Raw genomic sequence first — 21,661 nt, 5'->3', positions numbered from 1 at the left:
CTGCGCGCCGGACTTGCGCTGCGCATCACCGTCTACTGCCTGTGCCCTGTCTTTAGAGGTGCTCTTGAAACCGCCAGTCTGCCTACGGCGAGCGCAAAACCGCCCGTATCTTGACCGGAACGCCCATTCTGGTCAATACGCCAAAATGCCCTGTCATAAGCCGCGCTTCTTTGATTTATCAGGGCTGGAGGCGATTCAAACAAACGTTTGTATTGGACGCTCGGAGTGGTGTAGATATAATGCGCCGCCTAGAGAGAAAGGTGGATTCGCCAATATTCCCTTTGACGTTAACGTAAAGGCAATACGGATGCGAGATCAAACCTCCATATTAGAAAAAAAACTGTTGAGCCTTGAGTAGGAGATAGCCTGTGGAACGCGAATACATGGAATTCGACGTCGTCATCGTCGGTGCCGGCCCCGCTGGTCTGTCCGCCGCCTGCCGCTTGAAGCAGAAGGCCGCTGACGCCGGTAAGGAAATCAGCGTCTGCGTGGTCGAAAAAGGCTCCGAAGTCGGCGCACACATCCTCTCCGGAGCGGTGTTCGAACCCCGCGCCCTGAACGAACTGTTCCCGGACTGGAAGGAACTCGGCGCGCCGCTGAACACGCCCGTCACACGCGATGACATTTTCGTGCTGAAAAACGCTGACAGCGCGCAGAAGATTCCTGACTTCTTTGTGCCCAAGACCATGCACAACGAAGGCAACTACATCATCTCCCTGGGCAACCTGTGCCGCTGGCTGGCTCAGCAGGCGGAAAACCTCGGTGTGGAAATCTACCCTGGCTTCGCCGCTCAGGAAGCGCTGATCGATGAAAACGGTGTGGTGCGCGGGATCATCACCGGTGATCTGGGCGTCGACCGTGAAGGCCATCCGAAAGAAGGCCTGTACACCCCGGGCATGGAACTGCGTGGCAAATACACGCTGTTCGCCGAAGGCTGCCGTGGCCACATCGGCAAGCAACTGATCAAACGCTACAACCTCGACAGCGATGCCGACGTTCAGCACTACGGCATCGGCCTGAAAGAAATCTGGGAAATCGACCCGGCCAAGCATCAGCCAGGCCTGGTGGTGCACACCGCCGGCTGGCCGCTGGACATCATGGGCACCGAGAACACCGGCGGCTCGTTCCTCTATCACCTGGAAAACAATCAGGTGGTGGTCGGTCTGATCGTCGACCTGTCCTACAGCAACACTTACCTGTCGCCGTTCGATGAGTTCCAGCGCCTCAAGCATCACCCGGTGCTCAAGCAATATCTGGAAGGCGGCAAGCGCGTCAGCTATGGCGCCCGCGCCATCGCCAAGGGCGGCCTGAACTCGCTGCCGAAAATGGTCTTCAAGGGCGGCGCGCTGATCGGTTGCGACCTCGGCACCCTGAACTTCGCCAAGATCAAAGGCAGCCACACCGCGATGAAGTCCGGCATGCTCGCGGCGGAATCGGTGGCCGATGCGCTGTTCGCCGAGCAGGATTGCACCGTCGAACTGACCACTTACGTCGACGCATTCAAGAACAGCTGGCTGCACGAAGAACTGTTCGCCAGCCGTAACTTCGGCCCGGCGATTCACAAGTACGGCGCGATCATCGGCGGTGGTTTCAACTGGCTGGATCAGAACATCTTCGGCGGCAAACTGCCGTTCACCCTGCGCGACACCAAGCCGGATTACGCCTGCCTCAAGCTCGCGGCCGACTGCAAGAAGATCGATTACCCGAAACCTGACGGCAAACTGAGTTTCGACAAACTCAGCTCGGTGTTCATCTCCGGTACCAACCACGAAGAAGAGCAGCCGTGCCACTTGAAGCTGACCGATCCGAGCATTCCGATCAGCAAAAACCTGCCGCTGTACGACGAACCGGCGCAGCGTTACTGCCCGGCCGGCGTATACGAAGTGATCACCAAGGAAGACGGCGAGAAGCGCTTCCAGATCAACGCCCAGAACTGCGTGCACTGCAAGACCTGTGACATCAAGGACCCTGCGCAGAACATCACCTGGGTCGCGCCGGAAGGCGCCGGCGGCCCGACTTACCCGAACATGTAAGTCGAAACGCTGAACAACAAGGCTCCCGAAATGGGGGCCTTTTTGTTGCCCAAAATTCCTCTGCCACCACAAAACAACTGTGGGAGCGAGCCTGCTCGCGAAAAGCGGTGTGTCATAAAAAGATGATGTCGACTGATACACCGCCTTCGCGAGCAGGCTCACTCCTACAGGGGATCTTCAGCGGATCAGGCAGCGCGCTCTTCCCCCGGGCTGCGTTCGAAGTAACGCTTGTATTCGCGACTGAATTGCGACGTGCTCTGATACCCCACTCGATGCGCCACCTGCGCCACGCCCAGCCCCTCCGCCACCAGCAGCGTCTGCGCCTTCAACAAACGTAAACGCTTCAGATACTGGACCGGCGACAACAGCGTGCTGCGTTTGAAATGCTCATGAAACGTCGACACGCTCATGTTCGCGCAACTGGCCAGTGTCTCGACATTCAGCGGCTCGGTGTAATGCGCATGCAGATGGCTGATCGACGCCGCCACCCGGGCGAATTGCCCTTGTTGCTCGACCAACGCCCGCAACACATCCGCTTGCGGTCCGCGCAGCGCGACGAACAATAACTCGCGAACCCGTGCCGGGCCGAGAATCTGGCATTCCAGCGGATCGTGCAGACAGCTGAGCAGCCGTTCGACACAACCGCGCATGCCATCGTCGAGCACCACCGAGGTCATCGACTCCGGCGTCTGCGCCGGAATATGCCGACCCGGCGCCAGCCCCATGGCCAGCACCAGTTCGCCGAGCAGGACGCGATCGATCGCCACCGACACACCGAGCAATGGCGCATCGGGCAAGGCAAAGGTTTCGCATTCGAACGGCACCGGCAGCGCCTGGATCAGGTAATGCCCGGCGCCATATTCCATGGTCCGTGGGCCGAGGAACGCCAGTTTGCTGCCCTGGGCGATGATCATCAGGCTCGGCTCGTAGATATGCGGGCCACGGGCGACGTCGCAACTGGCGCGCAAAATCTGCACACCGGGCAGGCCGGTCTGGCTGTAGCCATCGCGCAGCGCCAGCGGTTCGATCAACGAAACCAGCCGGGCATTGGCATCAAGATGACGGGTCAACTGCATCGAATAGGTCTTCGTAAAATTCACGGAAAAGGGGATGAAAACATCATCGCAGATCCGCTGGCCAATGCGATCGCCGAAACCCGCATGCCGGAGGATTAGGCATGAGACCCGGAGAAATCGTCATGGCCGCACCCGCCTCTGGCGGCCAGAATTCACCGCCTCACTTGTCACTGTTTTTGCGAGGTCACCCATGTACACCGCCATCGGCTATGCCGCCCAATCGGCCACCACTCCCCTCGCCCCGATGAAATTCGAACGCCGCAGCCCGCGCGCCGACGACGTGGCGATCGAAATTCTCTACTGCGGCGTCTGCCATTCCGACATTCACCAGGCACGCAATGAATGGGGCATCGCCGTTTATCCGCTGATGCCTGGCCATGAGATCGTCGGAAAAGTCACCGCTGTCGGTGCGAATGTCACCCGTCACAAGGTAGGCGATCTGGTTGGCGTCGGCTGCATGGTCGACTCCTGCCGCAGCTGCGAAGCCTGCCAGGCGAACCTCGAGCAATATTGCCTCGAAGGCCCGACCATGACTTACGCCACCCCGGACCGGGTCGATGGCAGCAACACCATGGGCGGTTATTCCGACAGCATCGTGGTCAGCGAACACTTCGTTGTGCGCATCCCCGAGAAACTCGCTCTGGCCAGCGCCGCACCGATTCTCTGCGCCGGCATCACCACTTACTCGCCGCTCAAGCACTACGGCGTCAAGGCCGGTGACAAGGTCGGGATTCTCGGCATGGGCGGCCTCGGCCACATGGGCATCAAGTTCGCCAAGGCCATGGGCGCGGAAGTCACGCTGTTCACCCGTTCGGCGAGCAAGGCTGAAGAAGGTCGCCGTCAGGGCGCCGATCACGTCATCGTCTCCACCGACGCCGAGCAGATGAAGGCCGCGGCCGGCTACTTCGACTTCCTGCTCGATACCATTCCGGTGCAGCACGATTTGAACCCGTACCTCGACACCCTGCGTTTCGACGGCGTGCACATTCTGGTCGGCCTGATCGAGCCGGTGAACCCGCCCGTTCACGCCGGCAAACTGGTGATGAGCCGCCGCGTACTGGCCGGATCCTTGATCGGTGGTATCGCCGAGACCCAGGAAGTGCTGGATTTCTGCGCCGAGCACAACATCACCTGCGACATCGAAATGCTCGACATCCGCCAGATCAACGAAGCCTATGCGCGGATGATTGCCGGTGATGTGAAGTACCGCTTCGTCATCGACATGGCGACGCTGAAGGCTTAAACCTTCACGGCTTACACCTTCAAGCCCAGCTCCGCCGACAGCCGGGTTGTGACCCCTTTCAGCAGGGGGATCAACTCGGCCATTTTTTCCAGCGGCATGTACGGCACGGTGCTGGCGATACTGATCGCCGCGACGATGCCCTTGCTCGCATCACGAATCGGCGCCGCCACGCAGCGGATCGACGGTTCGTTGTCTTCCAGATCGAACGCGTAGCCACCGGCAACGTATTCGCCCATGCGCTGCTCAAGCTGTTCCCACGACTGCTGCGGATGCTGCGGCCAGAACTGACTTTTCCCACCTGCCGGCAGGCTGATGTCGTACAGCCGCCGCCAATCCTGCGGCGAATCATCGAGCATCAAGGCCTTGCCGATCCCGGTGCGCACCAGCGGCATGCGATGGCCAACCCGCGAGCGCATTTCCGGGCCGTTGCGTCCTGGATTCTTCAGCAGGTACAGCACTTCGTCGCCTTCGCGGATTCCGAGGTGCACGGTATCGCCAGTCAGTGCCGAGAGCTCGTCCAGATACGGCCCGGCCAGGGTCACCAGCGGCAACTCTTCACGGGCTTGAAAGCCCAGTTCGATCAGTTTCGGCCCGAGCAGATAACCGATCTGCGGCACCACGCGCAGATAACGCTCGTCGACCAGGCAACTGGCCAGACGATGGGTGGTGCTGCGCGTGGTGCCGATCAGCCGGGCAATCTCCTTGAGATCACGCGCGCCACTGGCCACCGCCTGCACCACACCGAGGCCGCGCAGCAGCGTCTGGGTGCCGGTGGGCGCGGCGTCCTTGGTTTTTTCCGGGGCGTCTTCCTGCATATCCAGCCTTTTACCGTTGAGCGAAGGAACGGGCGGCATTATGGTCGCCCGAGACTGAGCACTACAACTCGATACGCTCGACCTTGCCCACCAGCAGCACGTAGGACAAGGCACCGACCAGTGCGAGCACGGCGATGTAGGTGATCGCCGGCGCGAACGAATCGCCGCTGGCGAGGAAGCCGATCACGATCGGCGTAGCAATCGCCGACAGGTTGCCGATGAAGTTGAACACGCCACCGGTCAGACCGAGCAACCGCGCCGGTGCCAGCGTCGACACCAGTGACCAGGTGATCGACGCCAGACCGTTGCCGAAAAATGCCAGGGCGAGGAAGGCAATCACCAAGGGTGTCGATTCGACGAAGTTGGCGCCGATGATCGAAGTCGAAATCAGCAGCCCGCCAATGATCGGCAGCTTGCGCGCGAAGCCCACGGTGTAGCCGCGACGAATCAGGAAGTCGGAAAAGAATCCCGAGCACAACACGCCGACGAACGCGGCAAGAAACGGCAGCGATGCGAGCAGACCGGACTTGATGAAGTCCATGCCGCGATATTTCACCAGATAGGTCGGAAACCAGGTGAGGAAGAACCACAGCGTCGAGTTCAGGCAGAACTGGCCGAGGTAGATGCCCCACAACTTGCGCTTGCTGAGGACGATGCCCAGATCGGTCCAACTGAATTTGGCTTTGACCTTGGCCGCCTCGGCCTGGATATCGACCAGCCCGCCGCCTTCGCGGATCAGGTCGATTTCCGCCTGATTGGTGCCTTTGAAATCGCGCGGCTCGCGATACACCGCGTACCAGATCACTGCCCAGAGAATGCCCACCGCACCGGTGGCGACGAACACCATGTGCCAGCCGAATGCATGTTGCAGCCACGCCAGCACCGGGGTCAGGAAGGCCAGGCCGACAAACTGTCCGGAGGTGTAGAAACCGATCGCCGTGGCGCGCTCGCGCTCAGGAAACCAGGTGGTGACCACGCGGCTGTTGATCGGATAGGCCGGCGCCTCCAGCGCACCGACGGCCATGCGCAGCACGAACAGCGCGATGAAGCTGCTGACGAAACCGAGCATCACCGTGGCCACCGACCACAGCAGCAGCGCGACGCTGTAAAGGATGCGCGGCGGCACGCGATCGACCAGCCAGCCGCCGGGGATCTGCATGGCAGCGTAAGTCCAGCCGAAGGCGGAGAAGATCAGACCGACGTGTACCGGATCGATGCCCAGCTCACTGGTCAGCGCCGGCGCGGCAATCGACAGGTTGCTGCGGTCGAGGTAGTTGATGACCACGGTGATGAACAGCAACACCATGATGAAAAATCGCTTGCGGCTAGGCGTGACTAAAGACGCCTGCCCGGAGAGGGTGTGCGTTTGCATGAGAGATGCCTCTTTTTATGTTTGTTGAGGTCATGACGCAGATCTCCTCTCCCTCGGAGAACTGATCGTTCCCACGCTCCGCGTGGGAATGCAGCCCGGGACGCTCCGCGTCCCAGCAGCGGACGCAGAGCGTCCATTGAGGCATTCCCACGCAGAGCGTGGGAACGATCTGATGCTAGCGAGTCAGAGACTCACCACTCGGCAAAGCTGCCATCGGCATGACGCCAGATCGGGTTGCGCCAGCGATGGCCGACGGCGGCACGCTCGATCACGTACTCCTCGTTGATCTCGATGCCCAGCCCCGGGCCGTTCGGAATCTTCACGAAGCCCTGGTCGTAGTCGAACACGCGCGGATCCTTCACATAGTCGAGCAAGTCGTTGCTCTCGTTGTAATGGATGCCGAGGCTCTGCTCCTGGATAAACGCGTTGTAACAAGCCGCGTCGAGTTGCAAACACGCCGCCAGGGCGATCGGCCCCAGTGGGCAATGCAGCGCCAGCGCGACGTCGTAGGCTTCGGCCATGTTGGCGATCTTGCGGGTTTCGGTGATGCCGCCAGCGTGGGAGGCATCCGGCTGGATAATGTCGACGTAGCCTTCGCTCAACACCCGTTTAAAGTCCCAACGCGAGAACAGCCGCTCGCCGAGGGCAATCGGCGTGCTGGTCAGCGGCGCCAGTTCTTTCAATGCTTCGTAGTTTTCGCTGAGCACCGGTTCTTCGATGAACATCAGTTTGTACGGGTCGAGTTCCTTCATCAGCACCTTGGCCATCGGCTTGTGCACGCGGCCGTGGAAGTCGACGCCGATACCGACGTTCGGCCCCACCGCATCACGCACGGCGGCAACGTTGGCCAGGGCGAGGTCGACTTTCTCGAAGGTGTCGAGGAACTGCAGTTCTTCGGTGCCGTTCATTTTCACCGCCGTGAAACCACGGCTCACTGCTTCTTTCGCCGCACGCGCGGTGTCGGCCGGACGGTCGCCGCCGATCCACGAATAGACACGAATCTTGTCGCGCACCTGGCCACCGAGCAGATCGCTGACCGACACGCCGAGGGCCTTGCCCTTGATGTCCCACAACGCCTGATCGATACCGGCCAGCGCGCTCATGTGAATCGCGCCGCCACGGTAGAAGCCACCGCGATAGAGCACGGTCCAGATGTCTTCGATATTGCGTGGGTCTTTGCCGATCAGGTAGTCGGACAATTCTTCCACCGCAGCCGCTACGGTATGGGCGCGCCCTTCAACCACAGGCTCGCCCCAACCGGTCACGCCCTCGTCGGTTTCGACCTTGAGGAAGCACCAGCGCGGCGGAACGATGAAGGTCGTGAGTTTGGTGATTTTCATCTCTGCTCTCTTTTGTAAATGCAGCTTTTATTAGATGCAGCGCACACAGCGCCAAAATTCTCAACGCAGGGCTTTCCAGGCAGCCACGTAGGCCTTGGCATTGACCGCCACCTGATCGGGCGTCATGCCCGGTTTGAACAGGCCGGAACCGAGACCGAAACCTTTCACACCGGCGTCGATAAAGGCCTGCATGTTGTCCGGCGTAATGCCGCCGACCGGCGCCAGCACCGTGCCGGCTGGCAATACCGCGAGCCAGGCCTTGACGACCGCCGGGTTCATTTGTTCGGCCGGAAACAGCTTGAGAATGTCCGCGCCCTCAGCCAGTGCGGCGAAGGCTTCGGTCGGCGTAGCCACGCCCGGCGACAGGTACAGCCCCGCCGCTTTCGCCGCGCGCAACACCTTGGCATCGCTGTGCGGCATGACGATCACTTGGCCGCCAGCCGCTTTGACCTGCTCGACCTGCTCGGGGCTGAGCACCGTGCCGGCACCGATCAGGCAATCGGCGGGCAGCGCATCACGCAGGATGCGAATACTTTCGTACGGCGATGGGGAATTGAGCGGTACTTCGATGACGCGAAATCCGGCGGAATACAGGACTTCTCCGACAGCCGCCGCTTCCTGCGGTTGCAGGCCACGCAAAATCGCGATCAGACCGTTTTGTGCCAGTGCTTGCTTGAGCATGTCAGGCCTCCAGTCAGGGTTAACGGGATGAGGAATCGATCAGTCCGGCGGCGCGCGCCAGTTGCCATAAGCCACGTTCGGTAGCCTGCTCGGCCAGCGACACCTGAGCAAAGCCGCAGGCGTCGAGGGCACGGCGATAACGCGCGCACAGCTGCGCATTGCCGATGAGCACGATCGATGGAAGATTCGCTTGATTGCGCCGGCGCCGCTGCACATTGGCGAGTGCGGCGAGCTCATGGCCGATCATCAGGCCGGAGAGATAATCCGCCTGAGCGCTCGGGCTCAGTTCGCCGGTCAGGCCGAGGGTACGGGCGCTGAACAAGGTCGACAGCACACCGAGCTCGGCATCCGCCGACAGCGCGATTTGCACACCACGATCGAACGCCTGCGCATCGAAGGTCGCGCTCGGTTGTTGGGTACGACCGAGGATGCTGTGCTCGCTGAGCACGGCAAACACTTCGCCGGTCATGAAGGTGTCGAAATGGGTGATGCGGCCATCGACCACATCCACCCATTTCGAGTGGCTGCCGGGCAGGCCGATCAGCAGATCGCTACCCGCCTCGACCGGCAGACTTTGCAGCACGCCGAGGACTTGGGTTTCTTCGCCACGCATTACATTCGGCAGTCGCGAACGCTGAATCACGCCCGGGACGATATGCACCGGCGTACCGCGCAGACTGACAACGGTTTGTAGGGAATTTCCGAGATGGGCGACGTCGGCCGGCGTCTCGCAGTAAGCCGCTTCGCGCCAGCCCTGCGCACTGCCGACCATGCCGCAAGCGATTACCGGCAGATCCGGCTGCACATCAAGCCAGTCACCACAGGCCTCGTCGAAGGCCAGTTCAAAACCATCGGCGCATTCACGGCCGTGGATGATTCGCGGGGTCTTGGGCAACTGCATGATCCCGGACGACAGCGCACGCTGCTCCAGCACCACACCGTCCGCCGCGAGTTTGTAAGCACGTAATGAGGTCGTCCCCCAATCGAGCGCGATCAATTGCGCCTGCATCGCTTCACCTGTTTTGTTTTTGGCAGTGAGTGCGATGGACTATAAACCCGAGGGACGGGAAATCTCAATATATAAATAGCAATCCCACATTATGGGAAAATCAACAGTAACGGTATCACCTCACTCAAAGCGCCCCCTCTTGGGCTGCAACGATGGCGATCGAAGGGCCGAGTCAGGCTTGCACGGACAAAAATGCAAGGTTCGCCATGCCGCTGCGGTCGGGAAATACTCAGGGAGAGCGGCCCTCGAAAGAGGCAAGGCCGGACGGGATACTTTTTATTTTGCAGGTCCAGTTGTCAGCAAATCCGCGCTAGGTACCCGCATAATCTTCGAAAAATACGTCTTGTATGTAGTGGAGTGGACTCTATAAACACAGGAAAAGGAATCTCTGGCTTTTAAAAAGGGATCCAGTGTTTCCCCTTTCAGGCGCCTTTCTCCCCCCTCACCGTCTACCGACTCGTCAAAAAGGACATCTGCTCTATAGATTAACGAGTCCGGCGAAACCCTCTCGATAAACCCGAAGCCGGACTGTTTAATTCGGTGTGCCTGAGAGAAATCAAGGTCATTCGTCAACGAGCAGACCAGCCCACGCCCTATAGACGACTTGAACAGGCCGAGAAGTTCCACGTCGGACTTGAAATAAACTTGATAAATTCCGGTAGTACGAAGCCGCTCTGTCTTTTCGTATTTGAGGTTAGCAATGGGCCGACCATGATTCAAAGAACAAGCCGAGAGTACCGACATACATATTGTCAAGATTAAAACCTTCACAGGTAGTTACCCCTTAATCCATTTGAATATTGACTCCGCTACAATCTGTCGCGCTGACTTTCCACCGGGCAAGGCGTGAGCATACATAGAGTTGGCATCTGCGTGATTGATATCGAGCCGCCCCATGACGTTCGGTCCTTCGGAGATCTCCCACTGCTCACCGAAGTCTGCAACCAGATCTGACAGGTTCCAATCGACCGCAGCTGCCCTGATATTTACCCAATACTGCGCTTTAGGCTTGGGAACCTGACGATATATTTTCGAAATACCATATACGATTTTGCCGTGTCCTACGGGATCCAGGGTCACCAAAATTTTTATTTTGAAACCGCGCTCGGTTAAAATCGCAGACAAATGAGCACCGTTCCAGCCGCCCAAACTGTGGCCAATGATATAAATCGCAGTATTGCAACTTGGAATTTTTCGAATAACGTTACGCTCCAAATCCTCCTCACTCATAAATGAGTTATAACCAAGAGGCAACGTCGTACAAGATTTCTGTATTTCCAGCGCTTCGATGTCCGCGTCGACCATGTCTCGCACATAGTCGACATTGTGATTGGGACCATCAACGTAATACCGTTCCTGATCGCCAGCTCCACCAACAAGAAAAACCATTGCATCACGGACGCTTACTGTTACTTGCTTGACCGATTGATCTGTCTTGCAAGTAAGTGTATGACTCACCGGATCACTTTTCGCCATTGGCGGTGGTGGAGCCTCTGCTGTAGCACTTCCATTTGCCATCTCTAATTACTCCACAAATAATTTAATCGTCTCAGCCAGGTGCGAACTGACGGTATGGGTAAATCCCGCCGCATCCGTCACGCCAGACTCTTCACTGCCGTCACCCCGCTGAATGATGTAAGGGTGATAAGAGACCGGCTCTCCGGTGTCCTGATTGACTACTTGCAACCTGTCAGTGAAATGCACCGGCATCGGCAACAGCCCACTAAATGCGGCCCCTCCCCCACTTTGGCCGATGATCACCGTGCCCGAGCCACCGATCACGACATTGCCATGCCCACCAGTGCTATCGAGCATCGCGGCATTCAGGCCGTTAATGAAAACAGTGCCGGAGACCGCTCCGGTGATAGGGCTGCCACACGCTGATTTATCGGTCATGCGTGCAGCAGCGAGGCCGTCGAAGAATACGTTCGGCGAGCCGGAGACAATCGGATTGGTGCCGTGACCTGGCAATGGGCAAGCAGTCGGGTCGGTGACGCGTGCTGCGGGTTTACCACTCAATTCAAAGCTCCTTGCTTAAGGGGTGCCGGGGATGGCTGATAGATGTCGATGTCGGTCGCGGCAAAGCGCCAGCGATTGTCGACCGGGTCGAACAGAGCATGACAATGCTCACGGCTTACAGGTGATGTGGCGGTTTGCATGGCACGCCAGGCTTCGTCGGCTTGCCACCTCAACTCGGCAGGCGTTGCATCATCAAGTTCGTTGAGCCAGGCGTTGTAGTTGCGCAGGTGATTGCGCTCGAAAGCCGATTGCAGCAAGTCGCCCATTTCCACGCCAAGGTCCAGATGATGCCTGGAGGTCCAGCGCCCCACTTCGGAGTAGACGTGCCAGCCCATCGGGATCAACGCACCGTTTTTCAACAGAGAATGGCCGGCGAGAGCGACGAAGCCGCAACAGACGTGCAGCATCAGCCAGCCTTGATGGGCGTCGATAATCGCTGTGGGATCAAAGGTTCTCAGCGCTACCACGCGGTAGTCGCCAAGGTCGGCACTGCGCGTCATCAACTCGGCATCAAGCCGCGACACGAAAGCCCGTATAGCCACGCCGCCAGTGCGCTGGGCCATGCAGAGAATTTCCACAGCCTGTCGATTCGGGTCGTCAGAAGAGCCGGTAGTTTTCACCAGACCATACAGACGCATGGACGCCTGCAGTCCGCTCATAGCTGGTCACTCATTGACGCAGCGAGGGCTCCACAGGCGCGGAGAAATTTTGCCAGATGCATTGCAGGTGTCGTCCGTGAGCGCGCAAAAATGGCGCACAGAATGCCGGACTAGAGCGGTGGCGACAACTGAATCAGCAGTAGATTGCCATCATTGTGCTCAGCCCTCGGCAAATTCGCGCAACACCTTGCCATCCATGCGATACCGCACCCATTCCTCCTGCGGTTGCGCACCGAGCGATTTATAGAATTCGATGGCCGGGGTGTTCCATTCCAGCACGCTCCATTCGAAGCGGCCGCAGTCGTTGGCGCAGGCGATTTTTGCCAGGTGGCGCAGCAGGGTTTTGCCGGCGCCGCCGCCACGTTGTTCGGGGGTGATGTAGAGGTCTTCGAGGTACAGGCAATTGCTGCCCAGCCACGTTGAATAACTGAAGAAGAACACCGCGAAGCCGATCGGCAAGCCGTCGCGCAGGCAGATCAGGCCGTGGGCGGTGGCGCCTTCGCCGAACAGGCTGCGTTCGATGTCAGCGACGCTGGCGATGACTTCGTGACGGGCCTTCTCGAAATCTGCCAGTTCGGTGATGAAGGTGAGGATTTGCGGCGCATCGCTGGGGGTCGCCGGGCGGATTTCGATCGTCATGAACGGGCCTTGTCTGCAAATTAAAGCGCCATACTAAGGCGCGCAGCTGCGCTCGTCACATGGCAAACATACTGATCTGCCCAATTTGCTGAACACTGTTGCCCTTGTGGGAGCGAGCCTGCTCGCGAAAGCATTCTGTCAGTTGAATCAACGTCTGACTGAAATGACGCTTTCGCGAGCAGGCTCGCTCCCACAGTTGATATCGCGAATTCTGAAAGGATGCTTATGACCGTTAACTGTTTTGCGCCGCCGGAAACACTAGCGATCGGTATCGTCTGAACAGCAGCCACATGACCCCGGCGAAGACCGTTCGTCGATCATCAGGCACCAATCCGTCATCAGGGCTGACCAACCAAGTGTAAGGATTCCAATCACTGGAGAAGCCCTATGATCCCGTCAAGGTTGACCGCTTTAGTCTTCAGCGCCCTGCTCTGCCCTGCGGTGTTCGCCGCCTCGTCTACGGCAGCGGGCACTGGCCCTACCGATCCGACCCCGCCACGCGCGCCCGCCATTAACAGTGCCCCCGGTATGAATACCGATGGTTCCGGCGTGCCGCTGATCAATCAGCCACCCGCCACCGGCACCGATCCGCGCACTCAAGGCAGCGATCCGGGGCGTCAGGGTGGCATGAACACGCCTGATTCTCCTGCCACTGCGCCTGACAATGCCGGCCCCGGTGTCGGCTCGAAAACCACCACCGGTGGCTCCGGTTCCGAAGGTGCCGGTCAGTAGTTCGCCGACGCGAGCGCCCTATTCACTCCCATGAAGAGGTAACCATGAACGTCGACAAAGACCTGGAAAAAGAAGTCCTCACCCGCCTGCTGCACGCGCATCCCAATGGCTTGGGCAAGGAGGTGCTGGACAATTACCGGGGCGAGAAAGTCGTGGCCAGCGCCCTCGCCGCCCTGCAGGATCGCGGGCTGATTCATCATGGTCATGTGACCTTGAGCGAAGCGGGCGAACACTCGCTGAACCTGCCGATCAAGCTGAGTTCTGCCGGCGTCGAAGCGGCGCGCAAACTGGATCTGCAGTAGTGCCAAGCCGCTCGCCGTCGAAGCGGCGAGCGGCCGGATCCGCAACTTGAGGAGAAATCCCATGCCTCGTGGAAGCAAAGACAAATACACCAGCGAACAGAAGCGCAAAGCCGAGCACATCGAAGACAGCTATGAGAAAAAGGGCGTGTCGAAAGATGAGGCTGAGGCGCGCGCTTGGGCGACGGTCAACAAACAGTCCGGTGGCGGTGAGAAGTCCGGCGGCTCGGGGCGCAAGAAGCCCGCCAGTGCCAAATCGGGAGATCGCAAAGAGTCATCGCGCCGCGCGGTGGCCAGCCGCAAGGGCCATTCACGCAACAGCGAGACTTCGAAGGATACGCAGACTGTCGATAGCCTGATGAAAGAGGCCCGGGCAAAGAACATTCCGGGGCGGTCTTCGATGCGCAAGCAGGAGTTGATTGAGGCGTTGCGCAAGGCGAGCTAGAACGACGCCCACTGTAGGAGCTGCCGAAGATTGCGATCTTGTGCTTTTCAAGATCAAAAGATCGCAGCCTTCGGCAGCTCCTACAGAAGATTTGTGTACGACGTAGATCCAATGTGGGAGCGAGCTTGCTCGCGAAGGCCTCATGTCAGTCGCCGCAGGACTCGCGGATAAACGCATCCACCTCCGCCGTACCCGGCGATGTAGCCGGTCCCCAGCGAGTCACCGCCAGTGCCGCTGCCGCATTGGCCCGCCGCGCCGCTTCCGGTGCCTCCAACCCCTGCGCCAATCCAGCAATAAACACCCCGGCATGTGCATCGCCGGCGCCATTGCTGTCCACTGCTTTGACAGCAAACCCCGGCACCTGTCGACGCTCGCCACGCTGCTGAATCCAGCACCCCTGCGGCCCGTCACGCACAACCATCAGTACATTTTCCGGCAGCAGTTCCGCGAGGCGATCCATCGCGATACCAATCTCATCAGCTCCGGTAAACCGCAGCGCCTCGACACTGTTGCTGGTCCACACATCAATGCGCGGCAGCAACGTCTGCATCATCGGCGCGTCAGGTGACTCCACCAACGGCCCCGGGTCGAACACCACATTGACCGACGCCGGCAGCGCCAGCGTCCAGTCGAGCAACGCCTGCGCCTTGCCCTCGTGCAGCAGACTGTAACCGCTGAGATAAACGTAATCGCCGGGCTCGGCAGCCACGCTGTTCAGATCGTCCTCGGTCACCTCGCCTTCGGCGCCGATGTAGGAAATGAAGCTGCGTTCAGCAGACGCATCGGTCAGCGCCACGCACAGACCGGTATCGCGCTCGGCCGGTTCGCGGATGCCGATGCAGATACCTTCCGCCTGCATCGCTTGGCGCGCCAGGTCACCAAAACGCCCCGTGCCATGGCGACCGAGGTAAACCACCGGCAGACCGTTACGCACCGCAGCAGCCATCACGTTGAAACCGCCGCCGGCTTCGAACCCCGCCGACTGCGCCAGCACATCGCCGCCAACCTGCGGCAGTTTGTTTACGGCCATGACCAGGTCGATGATGACCTGGCCGGTGTGCAACATCTTAGGCATGAGCATTCTCGGGTTGCGCGGCGCGGCGATCTTTCGCGCCACCAAGTATCAGGTAAATGCCACCGGCGACGACGAAGGTCACGATCCAGCCGAGGCCGTTGTGGCCCAGCCAGGAGTCAGACAAAAAGCCCTTGAACCAGACGTTCTCCGCCGTGGTGCCGATGGTGGTAAAGCTGAAACCGAGGACGATAGCGATCGCCCAGGCACCAAACGCGCGCCACTCGATGCCGCCGCGATACCAGTAGGCGCTGCTCGGGCTGACGTCGAGCAGGTCTTTGGGGCTGTAGTAGTGACGGTGAATCAGGTCGACCACGAAGATCCCGACCCAGGCAGTGATCGGCACTGCCAGCAGGGAAATGAAGGTAATGAACGGGCCGTAGAAACTGTCGGCGATCAGCATGAAGTAGATCGAGCCGGCGAAGATCGCGACGATATCCACCACCACCGCGTAGACCCGTTTGACCTTGAGGCCCAGGGTCAGCGTGGTCAGGCCGGCGGAGTACACCGACAGGTTGTTCGACAGCAGCAGACCGCCGAACGCGGTGATCAGGTACGGCACGGCCATCCACGTCGGCAGCATGTCGCGGATCGCCACGATCGGATCAGTCGCCGACGCCAGATCATTGTTGCCCACCGACAACAAGCCGCCGAGAGTGATCAGCAGCACCAGCGGAATGCCCGCGCCGAACGCCGCCGACGCCACCAGGCGCACAGCCTTGACGCTGCGATGCTGATAGCGCGACATGTCAGCGCCAGCGTTGGCCCAACCGATACCAGTGCCGGCGGCCATGGTGCCGATGCCGATGATCATTGCGCTCAGCGGTGCTGGCGTGGCGTTGAACACCGCACTCCAGTCGATGGTCGCGCAGAGGAAGCCACCGACGAGAATGTTCAGCGCGCCGAACACGTACGTCGCCCACTTCTGGATCACCAGCAGGGTCGCGTGGCCGAGGCCGGACACCGACAAGGTCAGCAGGACGAAGATGGCGATAAAGATCAGCGTCAGTAGCGGCGCACTTTTCGCCTCGACCGGCGAGCCGAACAGGATCGAACACAGCGACAGCAGCACGAAGGCAGCGGTGGTGGTGTTGACGGTTTCCCAACCCAGACGCGACATCAGCGAAACCAGCGTCGGGCCGATGTTGCCGCGTACGCCGAAGATTGCCCGCGACAGCGTCAGACTCGGCGCGCGGCCACGACGCCCGGCAATCGAAATGATCCCGACCACGGCAAACGAACCGGCGGCACCAAGAATCGCGACGATGATCGCCTGCCAGATCGCCAGCCCGCGAAACGCCACCAGCGTGGCGCCCAGCGGCAGCCCGAGGATGGAAATATTTGCCGCGAACCAGACCCAGAACAGTTGCAGCGGATGACCGTTGCACTCGGCTTCCGGCACCGGCTCGATGCCACGGGTTTCCAGTTGCCCGACGCTTTGCCCGGCGGTTGATGAACTCATGAAGATGCTCCTGTTTGCCTTTTTTGTGGTTGTGGCAATGATGCAAAACGACAAGACAACCGGCCTTCCGAGGCCTGTCTGTGCGATCCATTGCTGTGTGAATTCTTTAAAAATGCGCCGCCCCTTTCGCGAGCAGGCTCGCTCCCACAAGGAAATGCATTCCAATTGTGGGAGCGAGCCTGCTCGCGAAGAGGCCAGCCAGTCAACGCAAGGCCAACAGCCCCTGCACCAACGGCTCAAGCTCGAGATGATTAACAGCTTTCACCGTCTCGATCATCGGCCGCGGCCAGCACTCAAGGCCCAGGCAAGCCCCGAGCATGGCGCCAAGAATCGCCGCGATGGTATCCGTGTCGCCGCCCAGGCTGGCAGCCATACACAACGCTTCGAATGCCGTCATTTCACCGATGGCCACTTGCTGGGCCAGGGCGAATGAAACCACCACCGACTCCTGCGACGCCACCGAAGTACCGATCACGTCGTAGAGCAGATCCGCCAGCAGCGCCTTGTCGCTGTCGACACTGATGCTGCGCGCCCAACTGATGCGCGAGGCGATGCGCCCGCCAGCCACCCAATGCCCGTGCGCTTCGGCTTGCTGCGCGATCTGCTGGCCGAGGTTCAGCGCCTCGCCGAGATCGACGTCATTGATGCCAGCGGAGACCACCGCCGCCACCGCCGCCGCACTGGAAATCCCCAGCGTGGTGTTATGCGTCACTTGGCAAGCCTGCACGACCGCCGCAATGAAGCGCTGCGGATCGGCCACGTTCGCGGCAATGCCCACCGGGGTGATGCGCATCGCCGCGCCGTTGGTGGTGCCATAACGCCCGGCTTCTTCCGGGGAATGCCCGGCGAGGATCATTTCAATGGCGCGCTTGGTCGACGGGCCGAGCAAGTCCTGCGAGCCTTTGGCCTGCATCTCGGCTTCCCATTCGATCAAGCGCTGGGCGAGAACCGCCGGTTCGATACGGCCGTGACCTTCGACCAATAACTCGCCGACCAGGATCGCCTGTTCAGTGTCGTCAGTGATGGAGCCTTTGGGCATGTTCGCGGCGATCGGTTGCAGTGGGCCGGCGTCTTGCAGATCAGTGATCTGGCCGAAGCGCGCCTTGATCGTTTCACGATCGAGCGATTGCGTCGGCATGCCCAGCGCGTCACCCAGGGCCAGACCATAGAAAGCGCCAAGCGCACGGTTGAGCGCGGTCATTTCGATTCTCCGAATTGCAGGTGCAGACGAAAGTGCACCGGGTCGAGCAGGCTTTCGACCTGCTCCATGAAACGGTTCTGCCGGTCGTAGGTGGTGCGCAGGGCTTTGAGAAACACCGTGCCGACCGGGCGACCGAGCAGCTCGGCGTCTTCGGCATTCAGCGGCTCGGCGCCGATCCACTGATCGCCGCGCTCGCCGATGTAGCCGTAGGCAGCCAGGGTGATGGTCAGGGAATTGTCGATCAAACCGACGCGAGGCAGGCTTTCCAGGCCGCCGTTGGCCGGCATCAAGGATCGTTCCAGAGACACCAGCGTACCGTCGGTGGCGCGCCGGCGACGGTCGAGGGTGATGAATTGATCAGTGCCGAAACGCACCAGCAGATCCGGGCGAGTCACCGCTTCGAGGCGCAACACTTCGGTATTGATCAGCGCCCCGCTGTCTGCCAACGCCTGCGCCCAGCCGCTGCGCTGATCCAGCGCGACACCGTCGAAAGTGACGATGGAACCGACACCGCTCTGCGTGGCGATGTAATTACGCCGCTTCAGTTCGGCCAGCGCCTCACGCAAGGTGCCACGGCTGACCTGGAATTCTTGAGCCAACTGATGTTCGCCGGGCAACAGAAAGCCGTCCTCCATGAGGCCGCTCTCGATGCGTCGGACGAGCTCGTCGACCACCCTTTGCTTCTTGTCGAATCGTACCTGTCTAATCATGTACAAATTGATAACCGAAACGGGGCGGGGCGGGCAACAAAAATTTGAGCGAGGTGACCGGTGGAGAGAGCAAAATCAAGAGCCCCTCATCCTAGCCCTCTCCCGGAGGGAGAGGGAACTGATCGGGGAGTGCTCAGGAAATGCGCCGAACTGATGTTGCTTTAGCGAATCCACAATCGACCCGATATTTCAGGTCGATGTAGAACGCAAGACACCTCGGTCGGCCCCCTCTCCCTTTGGGAGAGGGCTGGGGTGAGGGGTAGCTTTTGACTTTACCGTTGTTTCAAGCGGTCAATGACCACGGCCAGCAACAGAATCGAACCACGAATCACATACTGATAAAACGTATCGATGTTCTTCAGGTTCATCGCGTTTTCGATGATCGCCAGAATCAACACCCCGGCAATCACATGGCGAATCATGCCGATGCCGCCACTCAGCGAAACCCCGCCCAGTACGCAAGCCGAGATCACCGTCAGTTCAAAACCCTGACCAATCATCGGCTGCCCGGAAGTCATCCGCGAGGCCAGAATCACACCCGCCAGCGCACCGATCAAACCATGCACGGCGAAGATGATGATCTTGGTCCGGTCAACGTTGACGCCCGCCAGCAACGCCGCTTCCTGATTGCCACCGATGGCCATGGTGTTGCGCCCGTAGGTGGTGTAGTTCAGCAGCCAGCCGAAGAACAGGAAGCAGACAATGGTGATCAGGATCGGCACCGGCACACCGAAAAGCTGGCCGTTACCGAAGACGAAGAACGATTCCTGCGAAACACCGACCGCTTTGCCGTTGGCAAAGATATAGGCCAGACCGCGCACGATCTGCATGGTCGCCAGCGTTGTGATCAGGGCATTGACGCGCAACTTGGCAATCACGATGCCGTTGATCAGACCAACGATCAGGCCCATCACCAGTGCTGCGCTGACGCCGAGAAACACGCTGTTGGTGTCACGCATCACCACCGCCGCGACCACGCCGGCACAGGCGATCACTGAGCCGACCGAGAGGTCGAAGTGCCCGGACGCCAGGCAATAAAGCATGGTGCACGCGGCGATGCCGGTGGTGGAAATCGCCAGGCCCAGGCCACGCATGTTCAGCGGCGAGAGGAAGTTGTCGATCAGCAAGGTGCAGGCGACGAAGATGCCGATCGCCGCCAGCAGCATGACCCAGTCATCGAGGAAGCGCCGCATGTCCAGCGGTTTGCGCTCGGTCGGCAGGGTTTCGTTTTGCGTAGTCATCATAGTCACCTCTCAGTTCGCCACGCCGTCAGCGCGGTGGCGTGGCAAAGCCAGTTGCAGCAGGTTGGATTCATTAGCCTGGTCGCGGCTGACTTCGCCGCGCAGGGCGCCTTCGCACAGCACCAGGATGCGGTCGGAAATGCCCATCACTTCCATCAGATCGCTGGACACCACGATCACCGAAATACCGTCGGCGGCGAGGTTATGAATGATCTGGTAGATCTCGGCCTTGGCGCCGATGTCGATGCCACGGGTCGGTTCGTCGAGCAGCAGGACTTTCATCGGCATCGACAGCCAGCGGCCGAGAATGGCCTTTTGCTGATTGCCGCCGGAAAGAAACTTGATCTGCTGGCCGGCGTGCGGGGTTTTCACTTTCAGGGCCTTGATCTGCTTGTCGGCGTTGCCCTTTTCCCACAAGCCGCGAATCAGGCAGCCGAGCCCGGAATGCGCACCACGGGCACTGATGTTGATGTTCTCGGCGACACTGGCCAGGGGGATGATGCCTTCTTTCTTGCGATCTTCCGGGCAGAGCAGAATGCCGGCGGCAATCGCGTCACGGGGCGAGCGCAGTTTCAGCTCATGGCCGCGTAGTTCGAGACGGCCAGCGGTGTTGCGCTCCAGGCCGCTGAGCAGGCGAAACAGCTCGGTGCGCCCTGCCCCGACCAGCCCGAACAAGCCAAGGATTTCGCCCTTGTGCGCTTCGAAACTGATCGGCTCACGCAGGCCCGGGCCGAGCAAACCATCGACCTTCAACGCCACGGCGCCACGCGGGCGATGACGGTAATCGTAGATGTCCTGAATGTCGCGACCGACCATGCAGGTCACCAGTTGATCGTGGGTCAACTGGCTCATGTCGTCGAATGTACGTACGTAGCGGCCGTCCTTGAACACGGTGACGGCGTCGCAAATGCGGAAGACTTCTTCCATGCGATGGGACACGTAGAGCACCACTTTGCCTTCGTCGCGCAGACGACCGATGATCGCCATTAAGCGGTCGATCTCGCGTGCCGAGAGACTACTGGTCGGTTCGTCGAAAGCGATAACGTGGGCGCCGCGCGACAGCGCTTTGGCGATTTCCACCAACTGCCGCTGCCCCAGCGACAAGCGTCCGACCTTGGTTTGCGGATCGATTTCGTCGGCCAGGCCTTTCAGGCAATTCAAGGCTTTCTGGCGCAGCTCACTGCGATTGATCAGGCCGAAACTCGCCGGCAGATGCCCGAGAAACAGGTTCTCGGCCACGGTCATTTCCGGGACCAGATGCAGTTCCTGGTGAATCACCGCGACGCCGCTGCCGATGCTGTCAGCGGTTGACTTGAACGCCATCGCCTGCTCGCCGATCTGCAGCTCGCCGCTGCTCGGAATGTAGGCGCCACCGAGGATTTTCAGCAGGGTCGATTTGCCCGCGCCGTTCTCGCCCATCAAGGCATGAACCTGGCCGGGGTGGGCGACGAAGCTGATGCCGTCGAGCGCTTTCACGCCGGGAAAGGTCTTGCCGATCCCGTTGAAGCGCAGGCTGCCGCTGGCGCCGTGTTGTTCTTGTGTCTGTACTTGCGCGTGCATAAAGCCACCTCTTTACACCGAAAAACGGCCCGGCTGCCCGGGCCGTCGCTGCC

At 60.1% G+C, this 21,661-nt stretch carries 21 protein-coding genes; 5 read left to right on the top strand and 16 right to left on the bottom strand.

The window, feature by feature from the left end:
- Positions 1-368 precede the first annotated feature (368 nt).
- A complete protein-coding gene (locus JWU58_RS08330) occupies positions 369-2,033 on the top strand; it encodes an electron transfer flavoprotein-ubiquinone oxidoreductase (protein WP_024013896.1) in 1,665 nt (554 codons plus the stop codon).
- Between the two features lie 185 nt (positions 2,034-2,218).
- Here the strand turns inward: JWU58_RS08330 and JWU58_RS08325 are convergent, their stop codons facing one another.
- On the bottom strand, positions 2,219-3,109 hold the full coding sequence (locus JWU58_RS08325) for an AraC family transcriptional regulator (RefSeq protein ID WP_024013897.1): 891 nt from the start codon (positions 3,107-3,109) through the stop codon (positions 2,219-2,221).
- A 190-nt stretch (positions 3,110-3,299) separates the two neighbouring features.
- Here JWU58_RS08325 and JWU58_RS08320 point away from each other — a divergent pair, with 190 nt between their 5' ends.
- Entirely contained in the window at positions 3,300-4,352 is a 1,053-nt protein-coding gene (locus tag JWU58_RS08320; protein ID WP_016770957.1) for an NAD(P)-dependent alcohol dehydrogenase, read from the top strand.
- A gap of 11 nt (positions 4,353-4,363) precedes the next feature.
- Here the strand turns inward: JWU58_RS08320 and JWU58_RS08315 are convergent, their stop codons facing one another.
- The 9 genes from JWU58_RS08315 to JWU58_RS08275 all read right to left on the bottom strand — a co-directional run bounded on the left by JWU58_RS08315 (position 4,364) and on the right by JWU58_RS08275 (position 12,886).
- Positions 4,364-5,167 carry an IclR family transcriptional regulator gene (locus JWU58_RS08315; protein WP_016770958.1) on the bottom strand — a complete coding sequence of 268 codons (804 nt, stop codon included), beginning with the start codon at positions 5,165-5,167 and terminating at the stop codon, positions 4,364-4,366.
- 61 nt (positions 5,168-5,228) lie between these two features.
- On the bottom strand, positions 5,229-6,539 hold the full coding sequence (locus JWU58_RS08310; protein WP_122611459.1) for an MFS transporter: 1,311 nt from the start codon (positions 6,537-6,539) through the stop codon (positions 5,229-5,231).
- Between the two features lie 191 nt (positions 6,540-6,730).
- The gene (dgoD, locus tag JWU58_RS08305; protein WP_016770960.1) at positions 6,731-7,879 is read right to left on the bottom strand and encodes a galactonate dehydratase; all 1,149 of its coding nucleotides are present in this window, start codon (positions 7,877-7,879) and stop codon (positions 6,731-6,733) included.
- Between the two features lie 60 nt (positions 7,880-7,939).
- Positions 7,940-8,560: a 2-dehydro-3-deoxy-6-phosphogalactonate aldolase gene (locus JWU58_RS08300; RefSeq protein WP_122880402.1), complete on the bottom strand. Its 621-nt coding sequence runs from the start codon at positions 8,558-8,560 to the stop codon at positions 7,940-7,942.
- Between the two features lie 19 nt (positions 8,561-8,579).
- Entirely contained in the window at positions 8,580-9,569 is a 990-nt protein-coding gene (locus JWU58_RS08295; protein ID WP_206421744.1) for a 2-dehydro-3-deoxygalactonokinase, read from the bottom strand.
- 777 nt (positions 9,570-10,346) lie between these two features.
- A complete protein-coding gene (locus JWU58_RS08290) occupies positions 10,347-11,087 on the bottom strand; it encodes an alpha/beta hydrolase (protein ID WP_206421743.1) in 741 nt (246 codons plus the stop codon).
- A 6-nt stretch (positions 11,088-11,093) separates the two neighbouring features.
- Positions 11,094-11,588 carry a PAAR domain-containing protein gene (locus JWU58_RS08285; RefSeq protein ID WP_073472301.1) on the bottom strand — a complete coding sequence of 165 codons (495 nt, stop codon included), beginning with the start codon at positions 11,586-11,588 and terminating at the stop codon, positions 11,094-11,096.
- Entirely contained in the window at positions 11,585-12,247 is a 663-nt protein-coding gene (locus tag JWU58_RS08280) for a hypothetical protein (protein ID WP_110601673.1), read from the bottom strand. The genes JWU58_RS08285 and JWU58_RS08280 overlap by 4 nt, the downstream gene beginning before the upstream one ends.
- Before the next feature lie 159 nt (positions 12,248-12,406).
- The gene (locus tag JWU58_RS08275; RefSeq protein WP_016770628.1) at positions 12,407-12,886 is read right to left on the bottom strand and encodes a GNAT family N-acetyltransferase; all 480 of its coding nucleotides are present in this window, start codon (positions 12,884-12,886) and stop codon (positions 12,407-12,409) included.
- Positions 12,887-13,273: 387 nt separating this feature from the next.
- Here JWU58_RS08275 and JWU58_RS08270 point away from each other — a divergent pair, with 387 nt between their 5' ends.
- The 3 genes from JWU58_RS08270 to JWU58_RS08260 all read left to right on the top strand — a co-directional run bounded on the left by JWU58_RS08270 (position 13,274) and on the right by JWU58_RS08260 (position 14,362).
- Complete coding sequence (locus JWU58_RS08270; RefSeq protein WP_071173201.1) at positions 13,274-13,618, top strand: hypothetical protein; 345 nt, start codon at positions 13,274-13,276, stop codon at positions 13,616-13,618.
- A gap of 44 nt (positions 13,619-13,662) precedes the next feature.
- Positions 13,663-13,920: a hypothetical protein gene (locus JWU58_RS08265; protein WP_024013907.1), complete on the top strand. Its 258-nt coding sequence runs from the start codon at positions 13,663-13,665 to the stop codon at positions 13,918-13,920.
- Positions 13,921-13,981: 61 nt separating this feature from the next.
- Positions 13,982-14,362 (top strand): Rho termination factor N-terminal domain-containing protein, encoded by a 381-nt coding sequence (locus JWU58_RS08260; RefSeq protein ID WP_206421742.1) that lies wholly within the window; start codon positions 13,982-13,984, stop codon positions 14,360-14,362.
- 145 nt (positions 14,363-14,507) lie between these two features.
- On the opposite strand, the gene JWU58_RS08255 is transcribed toward JWU58_RS08260, so the two are convergent.
- The 6 genes from JWU58_RS08255 to araG all read right to left on the bottom strand — a co-directional run bounded on the left by JWU58_RS08255 (position 14,508) and on the right by araG (position 21,608).
- Positions 14,508-15,437, bottom strand: coding sequence for a PfkB family carbohydrate kinase (locus JWU58_RS08255; RefSeq protein WP_206421741.1), 930 nt, complete (start codon positions 15,435-15,437; stop codon positions 14,508-14,510).
- A complete protein-coding gene (locus JWU58_RS08250) occupies positions 15,430-16,896 on the bottom strand; it encodes a purine-cytosine permease family protein (protein WP_122700192.1) in 1,467 nt (488 codons plus the stop codon). Before JWU58_RS08250 ends, JWU58_RS08255 begins: the two co-directional genes overlap by 8 nt.
- A 202-nt stretch (positions 16,897-17,098) precedes the next feature.
- Positions 17,099-18,097, bottom strand: a complete 999-nt coding sequence (locus JWU58_RS08245) for an ADP-ribosylglycohydrolase family protein (RefSeq protein ID WP_206421740.1) — start codon at positions 18,095-18,097, stop codon at positions 17,099-17,101.
- Positions 18,094-18,807, bottom strand: a complete 714-nt coding sequence (locus JWU58_RS08240; RefSeq protein WP_016770970.1) for a GntR family transcriptional regulator — start codon at positions 18,805-18,807, stop codon at positions 18,094-18,096. Before JWU58_RS08240 ends, JWU58_RS08245 begins: the two co-directional genes overlap by 4 nt.
- Before the next feature lie 272 nt (positions 18,808-19,079).
- Complete coding sequence (gene araH / locus JWU58_RS08235) at positions 19,080-20,048, bottom strand: L-arabinose ABC transporter permease AraH (RefSeq protein ID WP_122507882.1); 969 nt, start codon at positions 20,046-20,048, stop codon at positions 19,080-19,082.
- A 12-nt stretch (positions 20,049-20,060) separates the two neighbouring features.
- Positions 20,061-21,608, bottom strand: coding sequence for an L-arabinose ABC transporter ATP-binding protein AraG (araG, locus tag JWU58_RS08230; RefSeq protein WP_041479431.1), 1,548 nt, complete (start codon positions 21,606-21,608; stop codon positions 20,061-20,063).
- Positions 21,609-21,661 lie beyond the last annotated feature (53 nt).

Source organism: Pseudomonas atacamensis (assembly GCF_017167965.1).
GTDB lineage: Bacteria > Pseudomonadota > Gammaproteobacteria > Pseudomonadales > Pseudomonadaceae > Aquipseudomonas > Aquipseudomonas atacamensis.
The sequence above is the reverse complement of the archived record's forward strand: the minus strand, read 5'-3'. Positions and strand labels throughout refer to the sequence as shown.